Here is a 26493-nt window from a genome sequence, read left to right on the forward strand (position 1 = left end):
AGAAAGTTTTTTTTTAATAAATAGTTATCAACGATATTTATATAGCTTGTATCAAGCGCCCTCCTTTTGGGAGGGTTGGGGTGGGCTTTTTTTACCCAATAATCATGCCTGCAATAGTAGCCGAAATTAACGATGCAATAGTACCACCAATTAAGGCTTTCATTCCAAATTTAGAAAGGGTTTTACGCTGGCCGGGAGCCAAAGAACCAATACCACCAATTTGAATACCAATAGAAGCAAAATTAGCAAAGCCACATAGCATATAAGTAGCCATAATTATAGATTTCTCATAATTAAGATGCACCAGGTTCGATGCTTCTTTTAAGTCTCTTAATTGAATATAGCCAATAAATTCGCTAGCAGCCAATTTAATACCTAATAGTTGTCCCATTAGCGCCATATCTTCTTTAGCCACACCAATAAGCCACATAAGTGGTGCAAATAGGTAGCCCAAAATAAGTTCTAGCGATAAGTTTTTGTAAGTCGTGTTTGCAGCAATCCAACCATTAACAGAAGTAATATCTCCAATCCAGCCCAATATACCATTAAACATGGCAATAAAGGCCACAAATACAAGTAGCATGGCACCAACATTTACAGCTAGTTTTAAACCTTCGGTAGTACCATTAGCAATAGCATCTAAAAAGTTAGAGCCTATTTTTTCTTGTGATACCGATACGTCTGTATTTACATCTTCAGTTTGCGGGTATAATATTTTTGAAATTACAATAGCTCCAGGTGCAGCCATTACAGATGCAGCCAATAAATGCTTGGCATAAAATAATCTTAATTCTGGGTCGTCTCCTCCAAGAAAACCAATATATGCAGCCAATACTGCGCCAGCTACGGTGGCCATTCCACCAATCATTACTAACAGCATTTCAGACTTATTCATTTTTTCTAAATAAGCTTTAATAAGTAGAGGTGCTTCGGTTTGTCCTAAAAATATGTTTCCGGCAACACTTAAACTTTCGGCTCCAGATATTTTTAAAGCTTTAGAAAGTAACCAAGCCATTACTTTTACTACTTTTTGAATAATTCCTAAGTAGAAAAGTACCGATGTTAATGCCGAAAAGAAGATGATAGTAGGCAATACTTGAAAGGCGAAAATAAAACCAAAAGTATCCATGTCTACTACTAAACCTTCAAATAGAAATTTACTTCCCGCTCTTGTAAAATCTAGTACGCTAACAAATAAACCACCTATAAATTCGAAAATAGTTTTAATTAATTCAACCTTTAGTACACCTATTGCTATAAGTAATTGAAACGCTAACCCAATACCAACAATTTTCCAGTTAATCGCCTTACGGTTGCTACTAAAAAGAAAGGCTATAAAAACCAAAGTGACCATACCTAGTGCACCTCGCCATAAACTATTTAAAGAGAATCCTTGGCTAGGTGTAATGGTATTTGCTTCTGTAAGAGCAGGAATATCTGCTTTTGTAGAGGTTTCTGGTTTTGTTTCGGGCAGATTAATGGAAGCAGAATCTATTAAAATAGTTTCTGTTTCCGAAACGTTTTTAATAAGCTCAGTCGCATCTGTTTTGTCTATATCTTGCGCTATAACTGATGGGGTGAAACATAAAAAGATTATAGCAAGGAGCAAAAACAGCTTTTTCATACTAAAAATTAAGGGTTATTCTCGTTTTGAGATTTCATCACGAATATGAGCTGCTTTCTCATAATCTTCATTAATAACGGCTTCTTCAAGCATGGTTTGAAGTTCTTCTAAGGTTTTTCCATGAAAACGCTCGCGAGGTTCTTCTTTGGGTTCCAATTCAGAAGCTACTAACTCATCCATTAAAATACTGTCTTGAGATTCGTTTTCGTCTTCTTCCTTAGGATTCACTTTAAGATAAATACCAGCTTTGTCTAGAATATTTTTATAAGTAAATATTGGTGCTTGAAAACGAAGTGCTAATGCAATAGCATCACTAGTTCGTGCATCAATAATTTCTTCAATTTTATCGCGTTCGCAAATTAAACTGGAGTAAAATACGCCATCTACCAACTTATGGATAATAACTTGCTTAACAACAACGTCAAACCTGTCGGCAAAGTTTTTAAACAAATCGTGTGTTAATGGGCGAGGAGGACTAATTTCCTTTTCTAATGCAATAGCAATAGATTGCGCTTCAAAAGCTCCTATAACAATAGGTAGTTTACGGTCGCCATCAACTTCATTTAAAATTAAAGCATATGCGCCATTTTGTGTTTGGCTATAGGAAATGCCTTTTATATTTAATCTTACTAAACTCATAATGTATTAAAAACGCAAAGAACTGCTTAAATTAGAACTTTACCAACTGCACAAGGCAATTTTAAGTCAAAATGCTAATTTAAGCAGTTCTATAGTATTATACCAATTATAATTTAAAAATAAGCTATAATTGCTATTATAAAATATTATTGCTGTGCTTTAAAGGCTTTTAGTTTTTCTATTAATTCTGGAACGACTTGAAAAGCATCGCCAACCACACCATAATCTGCAGCTTTAAAGAAAGGAGCTTCTGGATCTGTATTGATAACAACTTTTACTTTTGATGCGTTAATACCAGCTAAATGCTGAATTGCTCCAGAAATACCAATAGCTATATATAAGTTTGATGCTACGGGTTTACCTGTTTGCCCCACGTGTTCGCTATGTGGACGCCATCCTAAGTCTGAAACGGGTTTAGAGCAGGCTGTTGCTGCACCTAAAACATCGGCAAGTTCTTCAACCATACCCCAGTTTTCTGGACCTTTTAATCCACGACCGGCAGACACTACTATTTCAGCATCGGCAATAGATACTTTATCGGTAGCTTTATCAACAGATTCTACTGTAACCCCTAATTCTGGAATTGAAGGTGAAAACTCTTCCGCGGAAGCGCTACCACTATTTTCAACTAATCCAAAGGCATTATTAGATACACCAACAATTTTTACATCGGTGTTAATTTGAGTGTTTTCGAAAGCTTTATTAGTAAATGCGGTACGTTTTACAGTAAACGGACTCGTGCTTGATGGTGCTGCAACCACATTTGTTGCGTAACCAGCATTTAAACCTACAGCCAATAGTGGTGCTAGGTATTTACTATCGGCACTAGAACTTACAACGACTACTTGTGCGCCTTCGCTTTCGGCCGCTTGTTTAAGGGCTGCTGCGTATGCATTGGCGTTAAATTTATCGAGTTGCGAGTTGCTTATATTTAATACTTTATCTACGCCGTAGGTACCTAAGGCGCTCGTGTCGTTTGCATTGATGGCTACAGCTGTAACCGTAGTTCCTAATTGATTAGCAACTGCTTTTGCATATGAAGCTACCTCGAAAGCTGTTTTTTTAAAGGTGCCTTGTTCTGATTCTGTATATACTAAAACTGACATATTAATTTTGTTTTTTTGTCATTCCCGTAAAGATGGGAATCTTATTATTTTACGTTAACATCCAAAGATCCCGAAATAAATTCAGGATGATTTAATCGGTTATTAAATCACCTTAGCTTCGTTATGAAGTAAGCTTACTAACTCGTCTAAATTATCTGGCGATACTAAAGTAACCGCACCTTTTGGTGTAGGTTTTTCAAACGAAACCGATGTTGTTTCTTGATTGGCATCTACAGGATCTACAACATTTAATGGTTTTTTACGCGCCATCATAATACCTCTCATATTTGGTATACGTAAATCGCTTTCTTCAACCAAGCCTTTTTGTCCGCCAATAACTAATGGAAGAGCTGTTGAAACGGTTTCTTTACCACCATCTATTTCTCTTACGACTTTTGCTGACGTACCATCAATTTCTAACCCAATACAGTTGTTTACAAAATTGGCATTAAGTAAACCGGCAACCATTCCTGGAACCATTCCGCCATTATAATCAATCGATTCACGACCAGCAATAACTAAATCGTATCCGCCGTTATTTACAACATTTGCTAGTTGTTTTGCAACAGAAAATCCATCGGTAGCAACCGTGTTTACACGAATAGCTTCGTCTGCTCCTATAGCTAATGCTTTTCTTAAAGTTGGTTCGGTTTCTGCTCCGCCAACATTTACAACGGTAACCGAAGCCCCTTGTTTTTCTTTAAACCACATAGCACGTGTTAAACCAAACTCGTCATTTGGGTTAATTACAAATTGAACACCATTAGTATCAAATTTAGTATCGTTATTGCTAAAATTAATTTTTGATGTTGTATCTGGTACGTGACTTATACACACTAATATTTTCATTTTTTTATGTATTTAGATGTCTAATTTTTTTCAGTTTACGAAGTTAATTATAAAATTTCGAATATTTACTATGCGTGCATAATAAATTTTAAAAAAAACTTGTTAGGCGGTAACTCATTTATTGTTATTTTTGCTACTCGAATCAAAATATATTCAATGAAGACAATTCAATTTAGAGAGGCCATTTGCGAAGCAATGAGCGAAGAGATGCGCAGAGACGAAAGTGTGTATTTAATGGGTGAAGAAGTAGCTGAGTATAACGGGGCCTATAAAGCATCAAAAGGAATGCTTGATGAATTTGGAGCAAAACGTGTTATCGATACGCCTATTGCAGAACTTGGTTTTGCAGGTATTGCTATCGGGTCTACAATGACAGGAAACAGACCTATTGTCGAGTACATGACCTTTAACTTCTCTTTAGTTGGAATTGATCAAATTATAAATAATGCTGCCAAAATTAGACAAATGTCTGGTGGGCAGTTTAAATGTCCTATTGTATTTCGTGGGCCAACAGGTTCTGCAGGTCAATTGGGTGCAACACACTCGCAAGCTTTCGAAAACTGGTTCGCAAATACACCAGGTTTAAAAGTTGTAGTGCCATCTAATCCTTACGATGCAAAAGGGTTATTAAAAGCCGCTATTAGAGATGACGATCCGGTTATTTTTATGGAAAGTGAGCAAATGTATGGTGATAAAGGTGAAGTTCCAGAAGGGGAATACATTGTACCAATTGGCGTTGCCGATTTAAAACGTAAAGGTACAGATGTAACCATTGTATCTTTTGGTAAAATTATAAAAGAAGCTTACAAAGCTGCCGATGAATTAGAGAAAGAAGGCATCTCTTGTGAGATTATCGATTTACGTACCGTTCGTCCTCTAGATAGAAAGGCGATTGTAGAATCGGTTAAAAAAACAAATAGATTAGTAATTTTAGAAGAAGCATGGCCTTTTGGAAATGTCGCTACCGAAATTACATATTTAGTGCAGTCTGAAGCTTTCGATTATTTAGATGCGCCAATAGTAAAAATAAATACAGCCGATACGCCTGCACCTTATTCTCCTACTTTATTAGCAGAATGGTTACCAGATTATACCGAAGTTATTAAAGCTGTTAAAAAGGTACTATATAAATAAAACAACATTTTTTACGTTATATAAACTTCATTAGCATAATTGTTGATGAAGTTTTTTTGTATTATGAATATAAGATTAATTATTGCCCTATTCTACCTCGGATTATCTTCTGCTTTTGCACAAACTAAAGTTAGTGGTTTTGTGTACGATGAATTTAATGAACCTGTTTCCTTTGCAAATATTGTGTTTAAAGGCTCTACCGAAGGTACCATTACTAACGAAAACGGAAAATTCTATTTGGAGTCTGATGACTCTTGGGATGGTTTAGTCATTTCCTTTATTGGATACGAAACTTTAAATGTGCCTTTAGAAAAAAAGGTGAATTACAATTTAAAGTTTACGCTTAAAGAAGAAACTGCAGAATTAAATGCGGTGCTTATTGTGTCTGGAAAACAATCTAAAAAAAATAATCCAGCCATAGATATCCTAAAAAAAATATGGGAGCATAAACGAAGCAATGGTTTAAAACAATTTAAACAATACGAATACGATAAATATGAAAAAGTAGAATTCGATTTAAACACCATAGATAGTGCGCTTATTAAAAGTAAACTGTTTAAAGGTATGGAGTTTGTTTTTAATGAGGTGGATACCTCTAACGTTACAGGAAAAACCTATTTGCCTATTTTTATAAACGAAGCCGTTTCAAAGGTATATGGCGACAATGTTATTAATAAAACCAAAGAAGATTTATTAGGAAATAAAAATTCGGGATTTAGCGATAACCAAATTATTATCGATTTTATAGACGATTTGTATTCCGATTTTAGTGTGTACGATAATTACATGAAATTTTTCGATAAGAGTTTTGTGAGTCCGTTGTCTACAACAGGAGTAAATACTTATAATTATGTTTTGGCCGATAGTTCGTTTATAGATAATAAATGGTGTTATAATATTATTTACTATCCAAGACGAAAAAACGAACTAACTTTTAAAGGCGATTTTTGGGTGGCAGATACTACCTATGCTATTAAAGAAATTAATTTACAAGCCTCTAAAAGTGCCAATATAAACTGGATTAAAGAAATTTATATAGAACAAGAGTTCGAGGTATTAAGCGATTCGCTTTTCTTGGTAACAAGAGATTATATGCTTTCGGATTTTGCTTTTAATAAAAAGGAAAAGTCTCGTGGTGTTTACGGCAAGCGTACTACACTATACAATAATTATAAGTTTGATATTGAAAAGGATAAAAAATTCTACGATGCCGAAGTTTATAATTTTGATAAGGATATTTATAATAGAGATGATGAATTTTGGAGCGAGAACCGGTTAGAAGATTTAAATAAAGACGAGAAAGGTGTTTACAAAATGTTAGACACCTTAAAAACCGTTAAAAAGTTTAAACGCCTTTATAATTTAGGAAGTATTTTGGCTTCGGGTTATATTGAGTTTAATACATTGCCTTTAGATTATGGGCCCGTATTTTCAACCTTTGGGTATAACGAAGTTGAAGGTATTCGATTAAGAACAGGAGGGCGAACCTATTTTGGACCTAACGATTTATGGCGATTGGAAGGCTTTTTGGCTTACGGATTCGACGATGATAAATTCAAGTATGGTATTTCGGGTAAATGGCTAATTGATAAAAAAAGCCGACTTATTATCTCTGGCGGGAATAGGCGAGATATCGAGCAAATAGGTGCAAGTTTAACTACCAGTACCGATGTGTTAGGTAGAAGTTTAGCATCATCATCTGTAATAGGAACTAGCACAAACGATAAGCTTACCAATATTAATTTAACCAGTTTAGCCGTTGAAGCCGAACCATGGCGTAATGTTATATTTCGATTAGGCGGTAATTACAGAACCCTAGAATCGGCATCGCCAACCTTTAGTTTAGATTATAATACGCCAACGGGCATAGCTTCAGAAATTAAACAGTTTGAATCTAATTTATCGGTGTCCTATTTTCCAGGACGTAAAATGACTGGTTTTGGTGTGGAACGCAGAGTGGCTAACGATTATTATTCACGTTTATTTGCACAAATAACACGAGGCGATAAAAGTTTGTTTAATAGCGATTTCGATTATACTAAAGTGCAGTTCTCATATACCCAACCTTGGCAAATGGGTGGTTTTGGAAGGTTAAATACCACCTTTGAAGCCGGCAAAACCTTTGGCGAAGTACCACTTGGTTTGCTAAGTGTTATTCCTGGAAACCAATCTTATTTTTCAATTTATAACACATTTTCGCAACTTGATTTTTATGAGTTTGTGTCCGATACTTATGCCTCTTTTCATTTCGAGCATAATTTTAATGGACGCTTATTTTCTAGAATACCGTTTTTACGCAAGTTGAATCTGCGAGAAATTGTAAGTGTACGTGGCGTTATGGGAAGTATAACAGACGAAAATGTTGCTTTAAGTAATGTGCCTAGTAACCCAAACAATATTGAGTTGGTGGCACCATCAAACGAGCCGTATTATGAATACAGTCTAGGAGTAGGTAATATTTTTAAAGTGCTTAGAATAGACTTTAATTTTAGAGGTAATTACAAAGATAATGCACTTTACCCCGAAGCCAGAAAATTTGGGGTTACCGGTAGCTTTGGGTTTTATTTTTAGTCACTACACTCATACATAATATTAGAACCTTAGGCGGTAGTGTATATTATCTGGTTATTGGTTTAAGTGCCCGAGGTTACATTAAAAGTTATTTCGTGTTCACCACTTTTAGTAATGTATTTTACAGTAATCTTTTCGTACTTAAGGTCAATAATTTCTTGACGATTAGAGCTAGCGTCTACTTGATGCTTGCTAATTAAAACATTTTTAAGGGTAATTACTAAATAAGGATTCTGCGATCCTGTTTCGGGTTTAATCAAGCTAATGGTAGTTTCTGCAAAGAATTTGCCTTGTAAGTTTGCTAACATTAAATAAGGTGTGGCTGCATCAATTTTTTTTACAAGCGAAATTGGAGATACAGTAGCTCGAGCTCTGCTTCTTCCACTACCTATTTGTGCAGATTTTAATTGTTCAGATAAAGAAGCTAATCCGTAAATTTCAATTTCTCTGGCATAAGCTTTTGATTGTGATTCTCCATTTATGTCTGGAATTTTTACAAAACCAATTACGGTATTTGCAGTCATTGGATTTTCTTGTGTGCTTTGAGCATTTAACGTTGCCGAAAACATAACTAAACCGATAAATAATATTAGTGCTTGTTTCATAATAAATTGATTTGCTTAAAGTTAGGTAGTTTTTTAAGAATTTCAAATCAATTATTACTTTAAAATATTAGAGCATAAAATGGATGAGTTATACTAGTTTTTAATGCATTTGTTTTTTCGATATGCCTAGGATTTAATGTACAAGAAGTTGTGTTATTGGCGCGAACGTAGTTTTAGTTCAGATTTTCGCATAGGCATAACATCTATAGTCTCGAATAACTTTTCGCAATTAAGTAAATGGGCTTGCCTTAATTTTATACCACCATCCAAACCAATTAATACGACTTCCAAAGAGGCGTTAATAGATTTATATTTTTTATAGGTTTTGGATGAAGTTTGCCACGCTTTGTCCGCTAAGCCTTTTGTGTAATTTTGTTTTTTTATTTGATATACAATTAGTTTACGATCGGTAAGTCCGTTTTCGTGTGCCTGTAATTCTTTTATTTGATTCTGAAACGCAGAAGTATCAGCACCATCTGAAAGTACCAATAAAACTCTGTTTTCCCATTGATGTGATGCTATAATTTGAGACATGCCTTTATTTGCGCTAATAATAGAAATTACTAAAAAAAGGATTTTAAATACCTTCATTTTTCACGGGTTTGGGGAGGTTCGTTTAACGTATTTGTGTATGGTTAGTTGCTTGGTTAAGCATGAAAGTTGGCAAATAAAAACCAAATAGAATACTCTTAAAGTTTTCCTAGAAAAAAGAGATAGGGAATAGAAGATGGACTTTGTACGTGCGCGTTTTTTTTATTTCGTATAAATTGAATTCGTTTAAGGTGTAAGTTGATCAAAAAATGTTTTACATTTAATGATTAATTTTAATTTATTGATTAACCATTTAATGCATTAGCAGGTAATTATGGATGTGAATATTTCCAGAGCAGCAGATCTTTTTTTTCCGAATCCTTCATTAGAGCTGGTTTATTTCGAGGCAATAGCGAACGCAATTGATGCTGGGGCTACTAGAGTAGACGTACAAATAAAGGTTAAGAATCTGAAGGATGTTAATGCTTTTTCAGTTGAAATTAAGGATAATGGAGAGGGATTCAAAGATGATAATTTTAATAAATTTAAAGAACTTCTTAAAACAGAGGAAAAAGACCATAAAGGAGTGGGTAGGCTGGTATTTCTGAAATATTTTAGAACAGTTGATATAGAAAGTTATTTTGATGATAAAAAAAGAACTTTCAAATTTGACCGTTCATTTGATGGAGAGTCTCTTATAGAAAAGCATGATGAAAAAAAATCGGGAACTATCTTAAAATTATCAGGTTACAGGAAAGATAAAATTAAAGCATATAACTATTTAAGACCTCTAGCTTTAAAGAGGGTAATATTACTACATTTTTTTCCGTTATTTTACCAAAAGAAACTAGCTAAGGAAGAACTTTTGATAACTATTTCGCTTGAGACAACTGAGCCTAATTCGGATTACGAATTTGCTTCAGATTACCAAGAAATTAGACTTGAAGATTTGCCTACTCTTGAAAAGAGTTCTTTTCATGACGAAACTATTTCCTTGGTGGACGAATTTCATTTATATTATTCAATCCAGAAAAAGGAACAGATAGCTGAAGAAAGCATGAGCATTATAGCTGTTTGTGTTGATAATAGGACAGTAGAAATGAAAATGCCTGGTGGTGAGACTTTGCCAGATGGTTATGAGCTTATTTTTCTTTTGATTTCAGATTATCTCACTGGAAAGGTAGACACCTCGCGTCAAGAACTTGATTTGCCAGATGCAACTATTAAACAGTTAAAAAGAGTGTTTAAAAAACATGTGAGTGCATTACTAAAAGAAAGTATTCCTGAAATTATAGAGAAAAACAGAGAACTTAAAAATTCTCTTCAGAATACTTACCCTCATTTACATGGTTATTTCAAAGATGAATCTATAGGAATTGCGGATAGATCTGTTACTCTTGAGGCAGCTCAGATGCGTTTTTTTCAAGACCAAAAAAAATTGTTGGAAGCTACTCATTTGAATGATGAACAATATGATAAGGCTTTGGAAGTTTCTTCTAGGCTTTTAATGGAATATATCCTTTACCGTGAGTTTTCATTAAAGCGTTTGAAAGAAGCTACTGACAAGGGAAATGAAGATGATATACATGATGTTATCATTCCTAAAAGAACTTATGACCATAATGATGGAGATATAGATACCTACTTTAAGAATAATGTATGGATATTTGATGATAAATTTATGACTTATTCCTCTGTGTTGAGCGAGCGCAGAATGGATGAGTTGCTGAAGGAGTTGGCGGGAGAAGATGATGAAGTTGATTCTAATGGTACGCGACCAGATATAGCAATAATTTTTTCAGATAATCCTGAAAAAGTTGAAAAGGTTGATGTTGTAATTATCGAGCTTAAGCAAGAAGGAATTAAATTAGCTAAGCAAGAGGAAGTAGTGAGTCAATTAAAACAGCGAGCTAGGATTCTTAATGATAAGTACACAGACAAAATTCAGAGAGTGTGGTATTATGGAGTGGCTGAAATTGATGTGGAGTTTGAAAGGTCATTGCTTGAAGATAATTATGTTCCTTTATATTCGAAGGGGAAAATGCTTTATGGTGAGGAGTTTATCATTCCGGATATGAGCGATAGGTTTAGTAGAATCCCAATAAAATTATTTGTTCTTAATTATGACGCGCTTATTAGCGATGCAGAAGCGCGAAATTCTTCTTTTATGCAATTATTAAAGAAAAGTATTGCTGGTGAAACACGATAAATTTTAGTTAGCCTTATTCGCTTTTTTATTTTTGTTATTCTAATCCAGTTGAATTTCAACAAAAAAAAGACCGCCTTAATAAAGCGGTCTTTGTTGATTATATATTAAGCTTTAAGTTTTACAACCCAAAAGCAGTTTTTACTTTTTCAACATAATCTAGTTTTTCCCAAGTAAATAGCTCAACGTCTAGGGTTATGTTTTCACCATTAGGTTGCGAGAACGATTTTGTAATCGTTTCGTTTTTACGCCCCATGTGTCCGTAAGCAGCAGTTTCGCTGTACATTGGTGAACGTAGTTTTAAACGTTCTTCAATAGCAAATGGTCTCATATCGAAAATTTCAGATACTTTTTCGGCAATTTCACCATCGGTTAAATTAAATGGGCACGTTCCGTAGGTATCTACAAAAATACCCATAGGCTCAACCACACCAATAGCGTAACTTACTTGTACTAAAATTTCGTCTGCAACACCAGCCGCAACTAAGTTTTTAGCAATATGTCTTGTAGCGTAAGCAGCACTTCTATCTACCTTGCTAGGGTCTTTTCCAGAAAAAGCACCACCACCGTGGGCACCTTTACCGCCGTAGGTATCAACAATAATTTTACGTCCTGTTAAACCTGTATCGCCATGTGGGCCACCAATTACAAATTTTCCTGTTGGGTTAATATGATATGTAATATCGCTATTAAATAATTTTTGGATAGCTTCAGGAAGTTTAGCAACAACTCTTGGTATTAAAATTTCAACAATGTCTTTTCTAATTTTAGCAAGCATAGCTTCATCTTCGTCAAAATCGTCATGCTGCGTAGATACTACAATGGCATCAATACGTTGTGGTACGTTATCGTCACTATACTCTATGGTTACTTGACTTTTAGAATCTGGTCTTAAATATGTAATGTCTTTTTCTTCACGACGTAATTCGGCAAGTTCTAGTAAAATTCTGTGCGACAAATCTAAAGCCAAAGGCATAAAATTTTCGGTTTCGTTGGTGGCGTAACCAAACATCATACCTTGGTCGCCAGCACCTTGTTCTTCTTTACTACCGCGATCGACACCTTGATTAATTTCTTGAGACTGCTCGTGAATAGCAGATAAAACACCACAAGAATTTCCATCAAACATGTATTCGCCTTTGGTGTAACCAATTTTATTTATAGTATCTCTGGCTATTTTTTGTACATCTAAATAGGTGGTCGATTTTACTTCGCCGGCAAGTATAACCTGTCCTGTTGTTACTAGGGTTTCACAAGCCACTTTCGATTCTTTATCAAAAGCTAAAAAATTATCTATTAATGCATCACTAATTTGATCAGCTACTTTGTCTGGGTGTCCTTCAGATACACTTTCTGAAGTGAATAAATATGCCATAATTATTATTTTACGGTAAGATTTGACGAGAACGTCGAAGGAAGTTTACACTGCCTTTAGCATTTTTGTTTACATAACATGTAAAGAGGTTGCAATCAGTCAAATCTTTCCTCTATTATTATTTCGGCAAAAGTAAAAAAATAAAAGAATATGCGGGTCTGTTTTTGTTTTTTTTGGCAATAAGTTGGCAGTTAATGTTTAAATACAAATATTTGCATGAACCTGATGAAAAACTGTTTTTTAACTACTTGTCTTGTTTATATCCTAGTGATTATTTCATGAGGCAACGGAAAGGTATTTTAAATCAAACCTAAATTTAATATCCTTCCTAAATTGGGAAGGTTTTTTTATGAAGTTTTTTTTGGTTTTGAACATCATAAAAATTACGGTCTAAATAACTGTAAATCAAATATTTGAGTTAGATTTTATAGCCGTGGATTTAACCTGAAAAAGCAAAGGTTAACTACTATAAGAAGCTAATAAATTAATTTCGACAAGTTGTTTTGGTTAAATTGAGGAATTTTTAATAAACACCTTAATTAATTAAGAATATAAAAATAAAATAAGCTAAATACTAAAGTTGTTTGCAACAAATATGAAAGAACTTAATAAACATAGTAAAAGACTAACACAAGACGAATCTCAACCAGCTTCTCAAGCCATGCTATACGCAGTAGGTTTAACAGATGAAGACATGCACAAGGCTCAAGTAGGTATTGCAAGTACAGGGTATGATGGAAATCCATGTAATATGCATCTAAATAATTTAGCTGCCGAGGTTAAAATTGAGTGTAAAATAGCCAATATGGTTGGTTTAGGGTTTAATACTATTGGTGTTAGTGATGGTATTTCTATGGGAACTTCGGGTATGAATTACTCTTTAGCATCTCGCGATATTATTGCAGATTCTATCGAAACAGTAATGAATGCCCAAAGTTATGATGCTTTAGTATCTGTAGTAGGATGCGATAAAAATATGCCAGGAGCTGTAATCGCTATGTTGCGTTTAAACCGTCCGTCTATTATGATGTATGGAGGTACAATCGCTTCTGGAAAATATAAAGGAAGAAAATTAAACATTGTTTCGGCTTTCGAAGCTTTAGGGCAAAAAGTAGCTGGTGAAATTGATGAAGAAGAGTATAGAGAAATTATAAAGAGTGCTATTCCAGGAGCAGGAGCTTGTGGTGGTATGTATACAGCAAATACAATGGCTTCGGCAATTGAATGTATGGGGTTTGCATTACCATATAACTCGTCTATTCCAGCCGAAAACCCTAATAAATTATCTGAAAGCGAAAGAACAGCAAGAGCTATTAAAAACCTTTTAGAATTAGATTTAAAACCTTTAGATATTATCTCTAAAAAATCTATTGAAAATGCCATTGCATTGGTAAATGCTTTAGGAGGTTCTACCAATGCGGTATTACACTTTTTAGCTATTGCACATGCTGCAGATATCGATTTTACTTTAGAAGATTTTCAGCGTGTAAGCGACAGAACACCGTTAATAGCAGATTTAAAACCATCTGGTAAATACCTTATGGAAGATGTTCATGGTGTTGGAGGAACCCCAGCAGTAATGAAATATTTATTAGATAATGGTTATTTACATGGTGATTGTTTAACAGTAACAGGAAAAACTTTAGCTGAAAATTTAGCAGATGTTGAACCACTTACTTTTGAAAACGATCAAGATGTTATTTTTCCAAAGGATAAAGCATTAAAATCTTCAGGTAACTTACAAATCCTTTATGGAAACTTAGCGACTGAAGGTGCGGTAGCAAAAATATCAGGTAACGAAGGTTTATTATTTGAAGGTAAAGCAGTGGTTTACGATGGTGAGCAAGCGGCAAATACAGGTATTTCTAACGGCGAAGTAGAAAAAGGAGATGTTGTTGTTATTCGTTATGTTGGTCCAAAAGGAGGTCCAGGAATGCCAGAAATGTTAAAACCAACATCATTAATTATGGGGGCTGGTTTAGGGAAATCTGTAGCCTTAATTACCGATGGCCGTTTTTCTGGAGGTACGCACGGTTTTGTTGTAGGACACATAACGCCAGAAGCCCAAAATGGTGGAACTATTGGGTTAATAAAAACAGGAGATAAAATTAGAATTAGTGCCGAGGATAACTCAATTAACGTTTTACTTTCTGATGAAGAAATAGCAGAAAGAAAAGCGCAATGGGTACAACCTGCATTAAAACACAATAAAGGAATATTATACAAATACGCAAAAACGGTAGCATCGGCTTCAAAGGGCTGTGTAACGGATTTGTAATAAAATAATAGTATTTTTTCATTTCCGTGAAAGCGGAAATCTCATTTAAGGTTGAGACTATGAAAACAGAAACAATTAACAAGAACCAAGAAGTGGCAGAAAAAACACAACGTATATCGGGTAGCGAAGCTGTAGTAAGAAGTTTGATGGCAGAAGGTGTTGATATTCTTTATGGATATCCAGGAGGCGCAATTATGCCTGTGTATGACGAATTATATAAATTTCAGGACCAAATACACCACGTATTAACGCGTCATGAACAAGGTGCAGCTCATGCCGCTCAAGGCTATGCGCGTATATCTGGTAAAGTTGGTGTTGCTATGGCAACTTCAGGGCCAGGTGCAACCAATTTAATAACTGGAATTGCAGATGCTCAAATAGATTCTACACCATTAGTGTGTATTACAGGGCAAGTGTTTTCGCATTTATTAGGTAGCGATGCGTTTCAAGAAACCGATATAGTTGGTATTTCTACGCCGGTAACAAAATGGAACTGCCAGGTTACTAAAGCAGAAGATATTCCTGCGGCTATTGCTAAAGCATTTTATATTGCAAGAAGCGGAAGGCCAGGACCTGTATTAGTGGATATTACTAAAGATGCTCAGGTTGCCGAGTTAGATTTTAAATACGAAAAATGTAAAGGTGTTAGAAGTTATAACCCTGTGCCAAAAACAAATCCGGAGGCTATAAACGCTGCTGCGGAATTGATTAATAATGCTAAAAAACCAATGATTGTTTGGGGGCAAGGTGTTATTTTAGGTCAAGCCGAAGAAGAACTTAAAAATGTTATTGAAAAGGCTGGTATTCCTGCTGCATGGACCATACTTGGTGCGTCGGCATTTCCAACATCACACCCTTTAAATATTGGAATGGTTGGTATGCATGGTAATTATGCACCAAATAAGTTAACTAACGAGTGCGATGTTTTAATTGCTATAGGTATGCGTTTCGACGATCGTGTTACTGGTAATTTAGATAGTTACGCAAAACAAGCTAAGATTATTCATTTTGATATTGACCCTGCAGAAATTAACAAAAACGTAAAAGTGGATGTTGCTGTTTTAGGCGATTCTAAAGAAAGTTTAGCAATGCTTTCTGAAGCTTTAAACAAAAACAGTCATGATGCGTGGTTAAAAGAATTTAAGGATTTATATGCTATAGAGTTCGACCAAGTTATTAATAACGATATTAACCCAACAAAAGAAGGGTTGACCATGGGCGAGGTTTTAAAGCAAATAAATATTGAAAGTAACGGAAATGCAGCCATAGTTTCGGATGTAGGACAACACCAAATGATTGCTTGTAGATATGCCGATTTTAATGTTACAAAAAGTAATATTACTTCTGGTGGTTTAGGTACCATGGGGTTTGCACTTCCGGCGGCAATTGGAGCTAAAATGGCAGCACCAGATCGTGAGGTTGTAGCCATTATTGGCGATGGTGGTTACCAAATGAATATACAGGAGTTAGGAACCATTTTTCAGCAAAAAGCAGCCGTTAAAATTGTGGTTTTAAATAATGAGTTTTTAGGTATGGTACGCCAGTGGCAACAGTTGTTTTTCGATAAGCGTTATGCATCAACCGAAATGACAAATCCAAACTTTGTAGCCATTGCCGAAGGGTATTATATTAAAGCTAGAAAAGTAACTAAGCGCGATGAGTTGGCAGAAGCAGTAAAAGAAATGATGGCGTCAAAAGAGTCTTATTTCTTAGAGGTTTGTGTAGAGAAAGAAGATAATGTGTTCCCAATGATTCCTTCTGGCGCATCAGTTTCAGATGTACGATTAAGTTAAGAAAACAAGAATAAAGCATACAAGAACAAAGAAAAGGATACACCTTAATTGAAGCAGTATTTATTCCGCGAAAGCGATAAAAAAAATAGTTTAAAAGGCCTTTTTCTAATATAAGTTTAAAAGATGAGCGAAGATATACAATCATTCACAATATCAGTATATACCGAAAATAATATCGGTTTATTGAATCGTATTTCAGCTATTTTTCAGCGTAGACACATAAATATAGAAAGTTTAACAACCTCTCAATCTGAGATTGATGGTGTAAATCGTTTTGTAATTGTGGTGAATATTTGCGAAGACACAGCATGTAAAATTGTTAAGCAAATTGAAAAACAAGTAGAAACTATTAAAGCATATTACCATACCGAAGACGAAACTATTTTTACAGAGTCTTGTATGTTTAAAATAAAATCTGATTTGTTGTTTAACGAGCCGCAAATCCAGAATATTATTAAAGAAAGTTATGCTAGAATTGTAACCGTAAACAAAGAGTTTTTTGTACTAGAAAAATCGGGTAGAAGAAACGAAATTGAATCGTTACGTGGCGATTTAAACCGTTTTGGTATCATGCAATTTGTACGTTCTGGACGTATAGCAGTAACAAAAGATCAAATGAAAATAACCGAATTGCTTACAGCATTCGATAACCAATAATAACAATTAAATATAAAATGGGAAATTATTTTAACACACTATCTTTAAGAGATAAACTAAATCAATTATCGAAGTGTAGATTTATGGATGCTTCTGAGTTTACCGATGGAGTAACCGCATTAAAAGGAAAGAAAATTGTAGTCGTTGGGTGTGGAGCTCAAGGGTTAAACCAAGGGTTAAACATGAGAGATTCTGGTTTAGATATTTCTTATGCACTACGTGACGCTGCTATTGCAGAAAAGCGTCAATCTTTTATTAATGCTACTGAAAATGGATTTACTGTTGGTACGTACCAAGAGTTAATTCCTACTGCAGATTTAGTATTAAACTTAACACCAGATAAGCAACATACAAGTGTTGTAAATGCTGTTATGCCTTTAATGAAAAAAGGAGCAACATTATCTTATTCTCACGGTTTTAATATTGTTGAAGAGGGTACTCAAGTACGTGAAGACCTTACCGTTATTATGGTAGCGCCTAAATGTCCAGGAACAGAGGTAAGAGAAGAGTATAAAAGAGGTTTTGGTGTACCAACATTAATTGCGGTACACGAAGAGAATGATCCAGAAGGAAAAGGTTGGGCACAAGCTAAGGCTTATGCAGTAGCAACTGGAGGTGATAGAGCAGGGGTGTTAGCATCGTCTTTTATTGCCGAGGTAAAGTCTGATTTAATGGGAGAACAAACCATACTTTGTGGATTGTTACAAACAGGTTCTATCCTTTGTTTCGATAAAATGGTTGAAGAGGGAATCGATCCTGGATACGCTTCAAAATTAATTCAATACGGTTGGGAAACTGTAACAGAAGGTCTTAAATATGGTGGTGTAACTAACATGATGGATCGTTTATCTAACCCTGCAAAAATTAAAGCTTTCGAATTATCGGAAGAATTAAAAGATATTATGCGTCCATTATTCCAAAAGCATATGGATGATATTATTGAAGGTCGTTTTTCTGCTGGAATGATGGCAGATTGGGCTAACGATGATCATGATTTATTAACGTGGAGAGCGGCTACTGCTGAAACTAATTTCGAAAAAACACCAGCTGGTGATGTTGAAATTTCTGAGCAAGAGTACTACGATAACGGTGTGTTAATGGTTGCTATGGTAAGAGCAGGTGTGGAATTAGCGTTTGAAGCTATGACAGATTCTGGAATTATCGATGCATCGGCATACTACGAGTCTTTACACGAAACACCGCTTATTGCAAACACTATTGCAAGACGTAAATTATACGAAATGAATAGCGTAATTTCTGATACTGCAGAGTACGGATGTTATTTATTTGACCATGCATGTAAGCCTTTATTAACTGATTTTATGAAAAACATAAAAACAGATGTTATTGGAAAGCCTTACGCTAAAGATAATGGTGCAGGTGTAGATAACGCTAAACTTATTGAAGTAAATGCTGCTTTAAGAAATCACCCAGTTGAAAAAGTTGGTGCTTTCTTAAGAGGTTCTATGACGGCAATGAAGCCAATAGTATAAGTACCGAATACAACTAAACTAAACTATATTTTGAAAAACCTGTTAGATGTTTACATCTTAACAGGTTTTTTTATGTTTATAGATTAATTTAACTAGGAAATGGTTTAATAAAAACAAAGGATTAAGTACCTTGCATAAGCACGATAAGCCCATTTAAATGAGTTACAACACATCTACTTATTTTCCTAGTATAGAAAGCGTAAAAGCTGCTGCCGAAACTATTAAAACGGTCTCTACGGTTACACCTTTAAGTGAAAGTTTAAGGTATTCAAAAAAGTACAAGGCTAATATTTTATTAAAGCGCGAAGATTTACAACAAGTACGCTCCTATAAAATTAGGGGTGCGTATAATAAAATTAGCTCGCTAACGGCGCAAGAAGCTTTAAATGGTGTAGTATGTGCTAGTGCAGGTAATCATGCTCAAGGTGTTGCTTTGTCGTGTAAACTTTTAAAAATTAAAGGTACTATTTATATGCCGGCACCAACACCTAACCAAAAGGTGGAGCAGGTAAAAATGTTTGGCGAAGATTTTATAGAAATTAAACTCATGGGCGATACGTTTGACGATTCGTTTCATGCCGCCATGTTAGAGTGCGACGAGTTAGGGAAAACCTTTATTCATCCTTTTAATGATAAAAAAGTTATTGAAGGGCAAGCTACAATTGCTTTAGAGATTTTAGAACAAGCCACACAACCTATCGATTATGTTTTTATAGCTGTTGGTGGTGGTGGTTTAGCTGCAGGTTTATCAACGGTGTTTAAAACCTTATCTCCGGATACTAAAATAATAGGAGTCGAGCCAGAAGGTGCGCCTTCTATGTTGGTTTCCATAAAAAACAATAAAAATACAACCATCGAAAAAATTGAAAAATTTATTGATGGTGCTGCGGTAAAACGTGTTGGCGATTTAACCTTTGCTATTTGTAAAGAAAATTTAAGCCATATGATTACCGTGCCCGAAGGCAAAGTATGCGAAACCATATTAGAACTTTATAATAAAGATGCTATTGTGGTGGAACCTGCCGGAGCCCTAAGTATTTCTGCGCTAGATTTCTATGCCAAAGAAATACAGGGTAAAAACGTGGTATGTGTGGTTAGTGGTAGTAATAACGATATTACACGAACCGCAGAGATTAAAGAGCGTGCTTTATTATACGCCAATTTAAAGCATTATTTTATAGTAAGCTTTCCGCAACGCGCTGGCGCTTTAAAAGAATTTGTGGTCGATATTTTAGGTGAAGATGATGATATTACGTTTTTCCAATATGCTAAAAAAACCAATAGAGAAAATGGTTCGGCAGTAGTTGGGGTTCAACTAAAATCGGCTAACGATTTAGAGCCCTTAATTACCAAAATGAAACAGCGTAATTTTTATGGCGATTATTTAAATGATAAACCCGATTTATTTCAGTTTTTAGTGTGATTTTGCACACTTAAAATTTCTGTAATCTGCGAAATCGTTTGCGCTCTGTTTTTAAAGTTTATTTGTGTTTGCATGTTTCATTGTAAGTAAAATTTAGTTATTTTGGGTATTACAAATTAACTAAAGTGAAGTCTTAAAAATATATGTTTTTAGGCCTTTAAAAAACAAAAAGAGTTATGAAGTATCCTTTTAAAGACATTCCAGAGGCTTATAAAATTGAATCCCTTTTACATCAGTCAACGTACTTGTCCGATGGCGAATTAAAACATTGGGAAGGCGATACGACAGAGGTGTACTCAACTATCTCCTCAACTAGCGATTATAAGAAAACCCTTTTAGGGACTATTCCACAATTAGGCGAAAAAGAAGCTTTAGAGGTTCTTGATTCTGCAACACGAGCATACGATAATGGTAAAGGCTTATGGCCAACTATGAAAGTAGCCGACCGAATTGCGTGTATGGAGAGTTTTGTTGAAGAAATGAAAACCAAGCGCGAAGAAGTTGTAAAATTATTAATGTGGGAAATTGGCAAAAACCTTCCAGATTCGCAAAAAGAGTTTGATAGAACTGTAGATTATATTTATGATACTATCGAAGCTTATAAGCAAATAGATAGAGACTCGGCTAAATTTGAGAAAAACTCCGGAGTTTACGCTCATATTCGTCGTGGTCCATTAGGTGTTGTATTGTGTTTAGGGCCTTACAATTACCCTTTAAACGAAACCTTTACCTTGTTAATTCCGGCACTAATAATGGGGAATCCTGTTATTTTTAAGCCTGCAAAACTTGGAGTTTTATTAATATCACCTTTGCTAGAGGCATTTCAAAAAAGTTTTCCAGAAGGCGTTGTAAACATTGTTTATGGCCGTGGTCGTGTATTGGCAACACCAATTATGCAATCGGGAAAAATAGATGTATTGGCTTTAATTGGTAATAGTGCTTCTGCAAATGCTTTACAGTCTCAACACCCTAAAGGTAATAGACTTAGAATGGTTTTAGGCTTAGAGGCTAAAAACCCAGCTATTGTGCTTCCTGATGCCGATTTAGATTTAGCTGTTGAAGAATGTATTGCCGGAACATTGTCGTTTAACGGGCAACGTTGTACAGCATTAAAAGTATTATATGTGCACGAATCTGTTGTGGAAGAGTTTAATAGACGCTTTGCTTTTAAAGTCGATCAATTAAAGTTTGGTAACCCATGGGAATCGGGGGTTAAATTAACACCACTTCCAGAAACCAATAAACCGGCCTATATTCAAGAGTTAATTGATGATGCTGTAGAAAAAGGTGCTAAAATTATTAATAAAAAAGGTGGCGAAACATCAGAGAATTTTATATTTCCTGCGGTTTTATATCCGGTTTCTAAAGATATGCGCGTGTTTACCGAAGAACAATTCGGGCCTGTTATACCAGTAGTGTCGTTCTCGGATATTGAGGAGCCTTTAGATGATATGGCCGAATCAGATTACGGGCAACAAGTAAGTTTATTTGGTAAAAACATTACAACATTATCACCGCTAATTGATACATTGGTAAACCTTGTTTGTCGCGTTAACTTAAATAGCTCTTGTCAACGTGGTCCAGATGTTTATCCTTTTACAGGACGAAAGGATTCTGCTTTTGGTACTTTAAGTGTTCATGATGCTTTGCGTTCGTTTTCTATAAGAACCTTTGTTGCCTCAAAAGACAACCCGTATAACAATGCTATTTTAAATGAATTATTAGATAAGAAAACTTCTAATTTTATTAGCACCGATTATATTTTATAAGTTTTAACGAATTATTTTTTAGTATGGACTTAGTGTAGTATAGAATTTTTCACTGAAAAATTTTGTACTACACTAAGCCTTTATATGCTTATATTTGAAGTTGTAGTAATACAGTTAAACTAAATTTAAACAAAATTATATCAAATGAAATCAATTAAATATTTATTAGTAGCTATCTTTTCTAGTGTGGTATTAGTAGCCTGTGGTGGTAAAGAAGAAAAAAAGAAGGAAGGGTTTTCATATGAAAAGAAAACAGATGTTGTTAAGGAAACAAAAAGTAACCCTAACGATGTAACCATTACCGGTAATGATGCTATGCAATTTAATAAAAAGGAAATTCGTGTAAAGGCAGGCGAAAAAGTAAAAATTACATTAAAGCATATTGGTAAAATGGACAAAAATGTTATGGGACACAATTTTGTTTTATTAAAAAAGGGAGTGGATGTAATGGCATTTGGAAACAAAGCAGCAACTGCAAAAGCTACCAATTATATACCTGAAAATGGTAAAGATGTTATAGCACATACAGACCTTGTTGGTGCCGGAGAAACAACCGTTGTAGAGTTCGATGCGCCAGAAGCTGGTACTTACGATTTTCTATGTAGCTTTCCAGGGCATTATGCTTTAATGAAGGGAAAGTTAATTGTTGAGTAATATCTTGTAATAATTTTTGACCCATATTATAAAGTATAATTAATTTGTTTATGGATTGATACTGCAACGGGTTTTAAAAAAAATAGTTGAAAAGCAAGTGCTCTGTTTTTTTTGTTTGTATCATGTTTAGATATTGTAAAAAACATTGGCTTGTTTAAAATTTATAATTTAACTGCAGTAAAGTAGATCGAGGTAAAATAGGAACCACAACAAAGCTAGCATCCGGATTTTCGTTTATATACTCTGTAGTTACTCCATTGGCATTAGCGCCAAAAGTGTTAGCTCCATAAAAGTTTGCTAGTCCATCAGAGTTAAAAAGATTTGTAACTAATAAATTGGCACTTATGCGCTGACTTATTTTATAACCAAATCCTGCATCAAAAACCTTATAAGCATCTAATTGAAACGCATTAGCAATATTACCCTCACGCTTGCCTGTATATTTCCACTTTAAAAATGACGATACTTTGTTTTTCGAAAATTCGGCCGCTACATTAAACATTAATTTAGGGTTAAAGGCTAAGGTGTTTCCAGAATAGTCGGTTGTGCTATCATCACTTACATCAACTGTGCCTGCTGCATCATATACGTTCCAGTTTGTGGCTTTAGGGTCTTGTAGGATACCGTTAAAACGAAATGTTAGGTGTGAAATGGGGTTATAACTGGTTTCCCATTCTAAACCTAATGTCCTTGAACTATTAAATTGAATTGGTGTATAAAATATACTGCTAGATTCGTCATCAAATTCAAAATTAGAGACTCCAATATTTTTTAATTCACTCCAGAACAAAGTACTAGTAAATGAAAAGCTTTTTACTGCCGATTTTAAACCAATTTCAACTTGATTAATGTTTTGAATTTCTCCCGCTTTATTTATAGGAACATTTGCAAAATTATTAAAATAGTAATTTAACTCAGGCGCCTTATTTCCTTGAGATAAACGACCAAATAAGGATGCGTCATCAGTTAATTTATAGTTTAAACCCACAGAGTACGATACATAATTATAATTGAAATTAAAATTGTCACGTTGGCCAGTTGGTGCTAAAATGTTGTTGTCGTAAGCGGTGGTTTCATCACCATCCAAACCGCCATCTTGCGTAAAAGGGGCAAAGCGGTCGTTACTTCCTTTGTGAGTTATCGACTCAAAACGTAAGCCTAAATCTAGGTTAAGTTTATCAGATAGTTTCCAGCGGTCGTTTGCAAATGTTGCAATCTGGCTAATTTTAGCGCGACTATTGGTAAAAAATAAACCACCGTAATTACTAATGCCATAGGCATCAGATAAGGCTACCACAGGATCTCCAGGGTTTTCTAAAGTGACTTGTAGCATTTTTGGGTTGTTTTCGTAAGTTGAAAATACAAAACTACCTTGTGTAAATACTGATGTATTTGAAAAACCAGTTGCAAATCCAAAATTTAAATCATGATTATCCCATTCTTTTCTTAGGGTTAATTGCTGCATAAACTCGTCGGCATCATTATCCTTGTACCATGTTGAGGTTCCCATAACGGCGTCGTTTGGTAGTCTGCCGTCGGTTAAATATTCAGAAGGGTTACCACTAAAAATACCACTGTTATCGATTCTAGCTACTTCATTTCCAGAGTTAGCGTCGTTAAAAACGATTTGGCCAACTGGAAAAGGATTTCCATTACTTACCAAATAGTAAACCGTTGGGTCGCTAATGGATACAAAGGCATTGCTAATGGATGTTTGCCAGTTTGCGTTTTTGGTAGAGAATTTCATGTTATTTTTAACAGACCAATTATTACCTAAGTTTTGAAACATATCAAAGCCAAAGGCTAAATCTTTAGCGTGAACACCATTGGCTGGGTTAAAGCTATTAGTACTGTTTAAATTTCTCCCATCTGGAATAGCGGTATTAAACTCAGGCATTAATAAGGCGGTTGAGTTAAAATTTTGACCAAAGGCAGCTTCTGGGTTGTTCCAATTTGTTGCGGCTACACCATTGTATCTATTGGTGTAATCGTTTAAATATTTACCATATAATTTAAAATAGCCTCGCGAGTTTTCCTTTTTAACATCAAACTTAAATTGTCCGCCTTTACTAAAGGTAAAATCGGTATTTCTTGCGCCATCGTTATGGCGGTAATGCCCACCAGCGTTAAAATACCAATGGTTTCCAAAACCGCTACCTAAAACCGCATCGGCTCGGTAAAAGGGGTTGCCTTCTACTTGAACACCATTTTGTAATTGTATTTCACCATTTAATTTTTTACTAGTTGTTCTAGAAATAAAATTATAAATACCACCTGGTGCATTCATTGCGGTTATTGAAGCGCTTCCGCCACGTAAAGCTTCTACTCTAGATGTTGTTAAATCTACACGATGAAATAAATCTGGTGCGTAGTACGAATGTTGTACTAAACTAACAGGTAAACCATCTTCTTGCAACGATACGTAATACCACCCCATATCGTCTTCGGCAGCAGCCGATACACCTCGGGTATAAACTCTAGTAAAAACCTCGCCCGCAGAAGCATCGGTAAATGTTCCTGGGATATTTTGAAGCAAATTAGCAGTACCTTGTGGATATACCTGTTTAATAGATGTGGTGTTTAATGTGGTTACCGATGTGCTAGACTCAAGCTGAGTTTTAGGTGCGAAATTGCCCGTAACAACTACGGTATGCAGATTTAATACATCTGTATTTAGGGTAAAGTTGAAATCTTTGTTATTTGAATTAACCGTTATTAGTTGGTCAATGGTTTTAAAACCTATATGAGATACGGTTATAGTAAAGCTTCCATCAGGAACGTTTAATAAGCTAAAATTACCAGCTAAATCTGTAGTGCTAAAGCTATTTGGTTCCGTGTTAAGAATAATATTAGCACCAATAATAGGTTTATTGTTGGTGTCTTTTATTTTACCACTTACAATGTTTTGAGCGGGCAGTAAAAAGGAATTCGTGGTTAATAAAAAGTAAAAAAGATATTTAAAATGATTCATAATATGAATTAAACTAGCTTTAATTGGATTTTAAAGTGAAGCAAATTTATAAAATTATGACTTTAGAGGTGTTTGTTATATCTGTCTTAATTAGTCTTGCTACTTTATTTGTTAAGTTTAACAAGAAAATGGTAGTTTAATTTTAGATTAGCTATTTTTGATTAATAAAACTTAAGTTAAATACAATATGGTTAAGTCTCAGGTTTCTCGAGTAAAAAAGATAATCAACTATATGCTTTTTGGTTTGTTTATGGTTTTTGCAGTACTGCAGTTAAATGACCCAGATCCAATATTGTGGTTTCTAATTTATTTAATCGTAGCTATTACGTCGTTAGTTTCTAATTATATAGTCGTCCCCAAATTGTTTATTGTTTTAATTTGTCTAGGTTTAGTGGTTTATGCTGCAATGCATTTTAGTTTGCTGTTAGAATGGTTTCAAACAGATAATAAATCTGAGCTTTTTGGAGAAATGGTTTATGAAAAAGCATATTTGGAAGGTTCTAGAGAGTTTATTGGTTTAAGTATGGCACTTGCAGCTTTATTATTTCAGGTGAAACAGTAAACAATTAAAAATTGTGATATACTATAGGAAGAATTATATAGCTTGAAGGTTGCTATTTATTTAATTTTTTAAATATTATTTATGCAATTTTAGTAAAGATAATAAAGGTAAATTGGGATAAAATAAAACTCTTTAAAGGATGTAATGTAGGGTGTTGAAGGGTTGTTTTTTCTTGATATGTAATACTTTAAATAGAGAAAAGTTTAAAACGTGAGAATATTGGTTTTGTATAAGAGATCGACCAATTTATAAT

The 26493-nt window shown here is 34.7% G+C and carries 19 protein-coding genes; 11 read left to right on the forward strand and 8 right to left on the reverse strand.

What is annotated here, in order from left to right; genetic code table 11:
* Positions 1 to 91 precede the first annotated feature (91 nt).
* The 4 genes from BMY96_RS07385 to BMY96_RS07400 form a co-directional block, all read right to left on the reverse strand.
* Positions 92 to 1624 (reverse strand): NupC/NupG family nucleoside CNT transporter, encoded by a 1533-nt coding sequence (locus BMY96_RS07385; RefSeq protein ID WP_092850983.1) that lies wholly within the window; start codon positions 1622 to 1624, stop codon positions 92 to 94.
* 15 nt (positions 1625 to 1639) lie between these two features.
* Positions 1640 to 2263 (reverse strand): bifunctional nuclease family protein, encoded by a 624-nt coding sequence (locus BMY96_RS07390; protein ID WP_092850986.1) that lies wholly within the window; start codon positions 2261 to 2263, stop codon positions 1640 to 1642.
* Positions 2264 to 2409: 146 nt separating this feature from the next.
* Positions 2410 to 3369, reverse strand: coding sequence for an electron transfer flavoprotein subunit alpha/FixB family protein (locus BMY96_RS07395; protein WP_092850987.1), 960 nt, complete (start codon positions 3367 to 3369; stop codon positions 2410 to 2412).
* A 102-nt stretch (positions 3370 to 3471) separates the two neighbouring features.
* Positions 3472 to 4218, reverse strand: a complete 747-nt coding sequence (locus tag BMY96_RS07400) for an electron transfer flavoprotein subunit beta/FixA family protein (protein ID WP_092850988.1) — start codon at positions 4216 to 4218, stop codon at positions 3472 to 3474.
* 156 nt (positions 4219 to 4374) lie between these two features.
* On the opposite strand from BMY96_RS07400, the gene BMY96_RS07405 reads away from it, so the two are divergent.
* Entirely contained in the window at positions 4375 to 5352 is a 978-nt protein-coding gene (locus BMY96_RS07405) for a pyruvate dehydrogenase complex E1 component subunit beta (protein WP_092850989.1), read from the forward strand.
* A 63-nt stretch (positions 5353 to 5415) separates the two neighbouring features.
* Positions 5416 to 7923: a DUF5686 family protein gene (locus BMY96_RS07410; RefSeq protein ID WP_092850991.1), complete on the forward strand. Its 2508-nt coding sequence runs from the start codon at positions 5416 to 5418 to the stop codon at positions 7921 to 7923.
* Positions 7924 to 7985: 62 nt separating this feature from the next.
* Here BMY96_RS07410 and BMY96_RS07415 read toward each other — a convergent pair whose 3' ends face one another.
* Complete coding sequence (locus BMY96_RS07415) at positions 7986 to 8528, reverse strand: Hcp family type VI secretion system effector (RefSeq protein WP_092850993.1); 543 nt, start codon at positions 8526 to 8528, stop codon at positions 7986 to 7988.
* A gap of 153 nt (positions 8529 to 8681) precedes the next feature.
* Entirely contained in the window at positions 8682 to 9119 is a 438-nt protein-coding gene (locus tag BMY96_RS07420) for a DUF4174 domain-containing protein (protein ID WP_092850994.1), read from the reverse strand.
* Positions 9120 to 9393: 274 nt separating this feature from the next.
* On the opposite strand from BMY96_RS07420, the gene BMY96_RS07425 reads away from it, so the two are divergent.
* Entirely contained in the window at positions 9394 to 11268 is a 1875-nt protein-coding gene (locus BMY96_RS07425) for an ATP-binding protein (protein WP_092850995.1), read from the forward strand.
* Positions 11269 to 11386: 118 nt separating this feature from the next.
* Here the strand turns inward: BMY96_RS07425 and metK are convergent, their stop codons facing one another.
* A complete protein-coding gene (gene metK / locus BMY96_RS07430) occupies positions 11387 to 12640 on the reverse strand; it encodes a methionine adenosyltransferase (RefSeq protein WP_092850996.1) in 1254 nt (417 codons plus the stop codon).
* Positions 12641 to 13235: 595 nt separating this feature from the next.
* Between metK and ilvD the strand changes: the two genes are divergently transcribed.
* The 7 genes from ilvD to azu all read left to right on the forward strand — a co-directional run bounded on the left by ilvD (position 13236) and on the right by azu (position 22707).
* Positions 13236 to 14918, forward strand: a complete 1683-nt coding sequence (gene ilvD, locus BMY96_RS07435; RefSeq protein ID WP_092850998.1) for a dihydroxy-acid dehydratase — start codon at positions 13236 to 13238, stop codon at positions 14916 to 14918.
* Positions 14919 to 14977: 59 nt separating this feature from the next.
* On the forward strand, positions 14978 to 16711 hold the full coding sequence (gene ilvB / locus BMY96_RS07440; protein ID WP_092850999.1) for a biosynthetic-type acetolactate synthase large subunit: 1734 nt from the start codon (positions 14978 to 14980) through the stop codon (positions 16709 to 16711).
* Positions 16712 to 16834: 123 nt separating this feature from the next.
* Positions 16835 to 17368 (forward strand): acetolactate synthase small subunit, encoded by a 534-nt coding sequence (gene ilvN, locus BMY96_RS07445; protein ID WP_092851000.1) that lies wholly within the window; start codon positions 16835 to 16837, stop codon positions 17366 to 17368.
* A gap of 17 nt (positions 17369 to 17385) precedes the next feature.
* Positions 17386 to 18861, forward strand: a complete 1476-nt coding sequence (gene ilvC / locus BMY96_RS07450; protein ID WP_092851002.1) for a ketol-acid reductoisomerase — start codon at positions 17386 to 17388, stop codon at positions 18859 to 18861.
* A 157-nt stretch (positions 18862 to 19018) separates the two neighbouring features.
* Entirely contained in the window at positions 19019 to 20284 is a 1266-nt protein-coding gene (gene ilvA, locus BMY96_RS07455; RefSeq protein WP_092851003.1) for a threonine ammonia-lyase IlvA, read from the forward strand.
* Positions 20285 to 20460: 176 nt separating this feature from the next.
* The gene (locus BMY96_RS07460; RefSeq protein WP_092851004.1) at positions 20461 to 22053 is read left to right on the forward strand and encodes an NADP-dependent glyceraldehyde-3-phosphate dehydrogenase; all 1593 of its coding nucleotides are present in this window, start codon (positions 20461 to 20463) and stop codon (positions 22051 to 22053) included.
* Between the two features lie 144 nt (positions 22054 to 22197).
* Positions 22198 to 22707 carry an azurin gene (azu, locus tag BMY96_RS07465; RefSeq protein ID WP_092851006.1) on the forward strand — a complete coding sequence of 170 codons (510 nt, stop codon included), beginning with the start codon at positions 22198 to 22200 and terminating at the stop codon, positions 22705 to 22707.
* Between the two features lie 154 nt (positions 22708 to 22861).
* Here the strand turns inward: azu and BMY96_RS07470 are convergent, their stop codons facing one another.
* Complete coding sequence (locus tag BMY96_RS07470; RefSeq protein ID WP_092851008.1) at positions 22862 to 25678, reverse strand: TonB-dependent receptor; 2817 nt, start codon at positions 25676 to 25678, stop codon at positions 22862 to 22864.
* A 187-nt stretch (positions 25679 to 25865) separates the two neighbouring features.
* On the opposite strand from BMY96_RS07470, the gene BMY96_RS07475 reads away from it, so the two are divergent.
* Positions 25866 to 26240: a transmembrane 220 family protein gene (locus tag BMY96_RS07475; protein WP_092851009.1), complete on the forward strand. Its 375-nt coding sequence runs from the start codon at positions 25866 to 25868 to the stop codon at positions 26238 to 26240.
* The last annotated feature ends 253 nt before the right edge of the window (positions 26241 to 26493 follow it).

Origin of the sequence: Algibacter pectinivorans (assembly GCF_900112595.1) — a bacterium.
GTDB lineage: Bacteria > Bacteroidota > Bacteroidia > Flavobacteriales > Flavobacteriaceae > Algibacter_B > Algibacter_B pectinivorans.

Bases quoted from the DNA above. Each gene is read 5' to 3' on its own strand.
- BMY96_RS07385 (WP_092850983.1), bottom strand. From the start codon at position 1,624: ATGAAAAAGCTGTTTTTGCTCCTTGCTATAATCTTTTTATGTTTCACC.
- BMY96_RS07390 (WP_092850986.1), bottom strand. From the start codon at position 2,263: ATGAGTTTAGTAAGATTAAATATAAAAGGCATTTCCTATAGCCAAACA.
- BMY96_RS07395 (WP_092850987.1), bottom strand. From the start codon at position 3,369: ATGTCAGTTTTAGTATATACAGAATCAGAACAAGGCACCTTTAAAAAA.
- BMY96_RS07400 (WP_092850988.1), bottom strand. From the start codon at position 4,218: ATGAAAATATTAGTGTGTATAAGTCACGTACCAGATACAACATCAAAA.
- BMY96_RS07405 (WP_092850989.1), top strand. From the start codon at position 4,375: ATGAAGACAATTCAATTTAGAGAGGCCATTTGCGAAGCAATGAGCGAA.
- BMY96_RS07410 (WP_092850991.1), top strand. From the start codon at position 5,416: ATGAATATAAGATTAATTATTGCCCTATTCTACCTCGGATTATCTTCT.
- BMY96_RS07415 (WP_092850993.1), bottom strand. From the start codon at position 8,528: ATGAAACAAGCACTAATATTATTTATCGGTTTAGTTATGTTTTCGGCA.
- BMY96_RS07420 (WP_092850994.1), bottom strand. From the start codon at position 9,119: ATGAAGGTATTTAAAATCCTTTTTTTAGTAATTTCTATTATTAGCGCA.
- BMY96_RS07425 (WP_092850995.1), top strand. From the start codon at position 9,394: ATGGATGTGAATATTTCCAGAGCAGCAGATCTTTTTTTTCCGAATCCT.
- metK (WP_092850996.1), bottom strand. From the start codon at position 12,640: ATGGCATATTTATTCACTTCAGAAAGTGTATCTGAAGGACACCCAGAC.
- ilvD (WP_092850998.1), top strand. From the start codon at position 13,236: ATGAAAGAACTTAATAAACATAGTAAAAGACTAACACAAGACGAATCT.
- ilvB (WP_092850999.1), top strand. From the start codon at position 14,978: ATGAAAACAGAAACAATTAACAAGAACCAAGAAGTGGCAGAAAAAACA.
- ilvN (WP_092851000.1), top strand. From the start codon at position 16,835: ATGAGCGAAGATATACAATCATTCACAATATCAGTATATACCGAAAAT.
- ilvC (WP_092851002.1), top strand. From the start codon at position 17,386: ATGGGAAATTATTTTAACACACTATCTTTAAGAGATAAACTAAATCAA.
- ilvA (WP_092851003.1), top strand. From the start codon at position 19,019: ATGAGTTACAACACATCTACTTATTTTCCTAGTATAGAAAGCGTAAAA.
- BMY96_RS07460 (WP_092851004.1), top strand. From the start codon at position 20,461: ATGAAGTATCCTTTTAAAGACATTCCAGAGGCTTATAAAATTGAATCC.
- azu (WP_092851006.1), top strand. From the start codon at position 22,198: ATGAAATCAATTAAATATTTATTAGTAGCTATCTTTTCTAGTGTGGTA.
- BMY96_RS07470 (WP_092851008.1), bottom strand. From the start codon at position 25,678: ATGAATCATTTTAAATATCTTTTTTACTTTTTATTAACCACGAATTCC.
- BMY96_RS07475 (WP_092851009.1), top strand. From the start codon at position 25,866: ATGGTTAAGTCTCAGGTTTCTCGAGTAAAAAAGATAATCAACTATATG.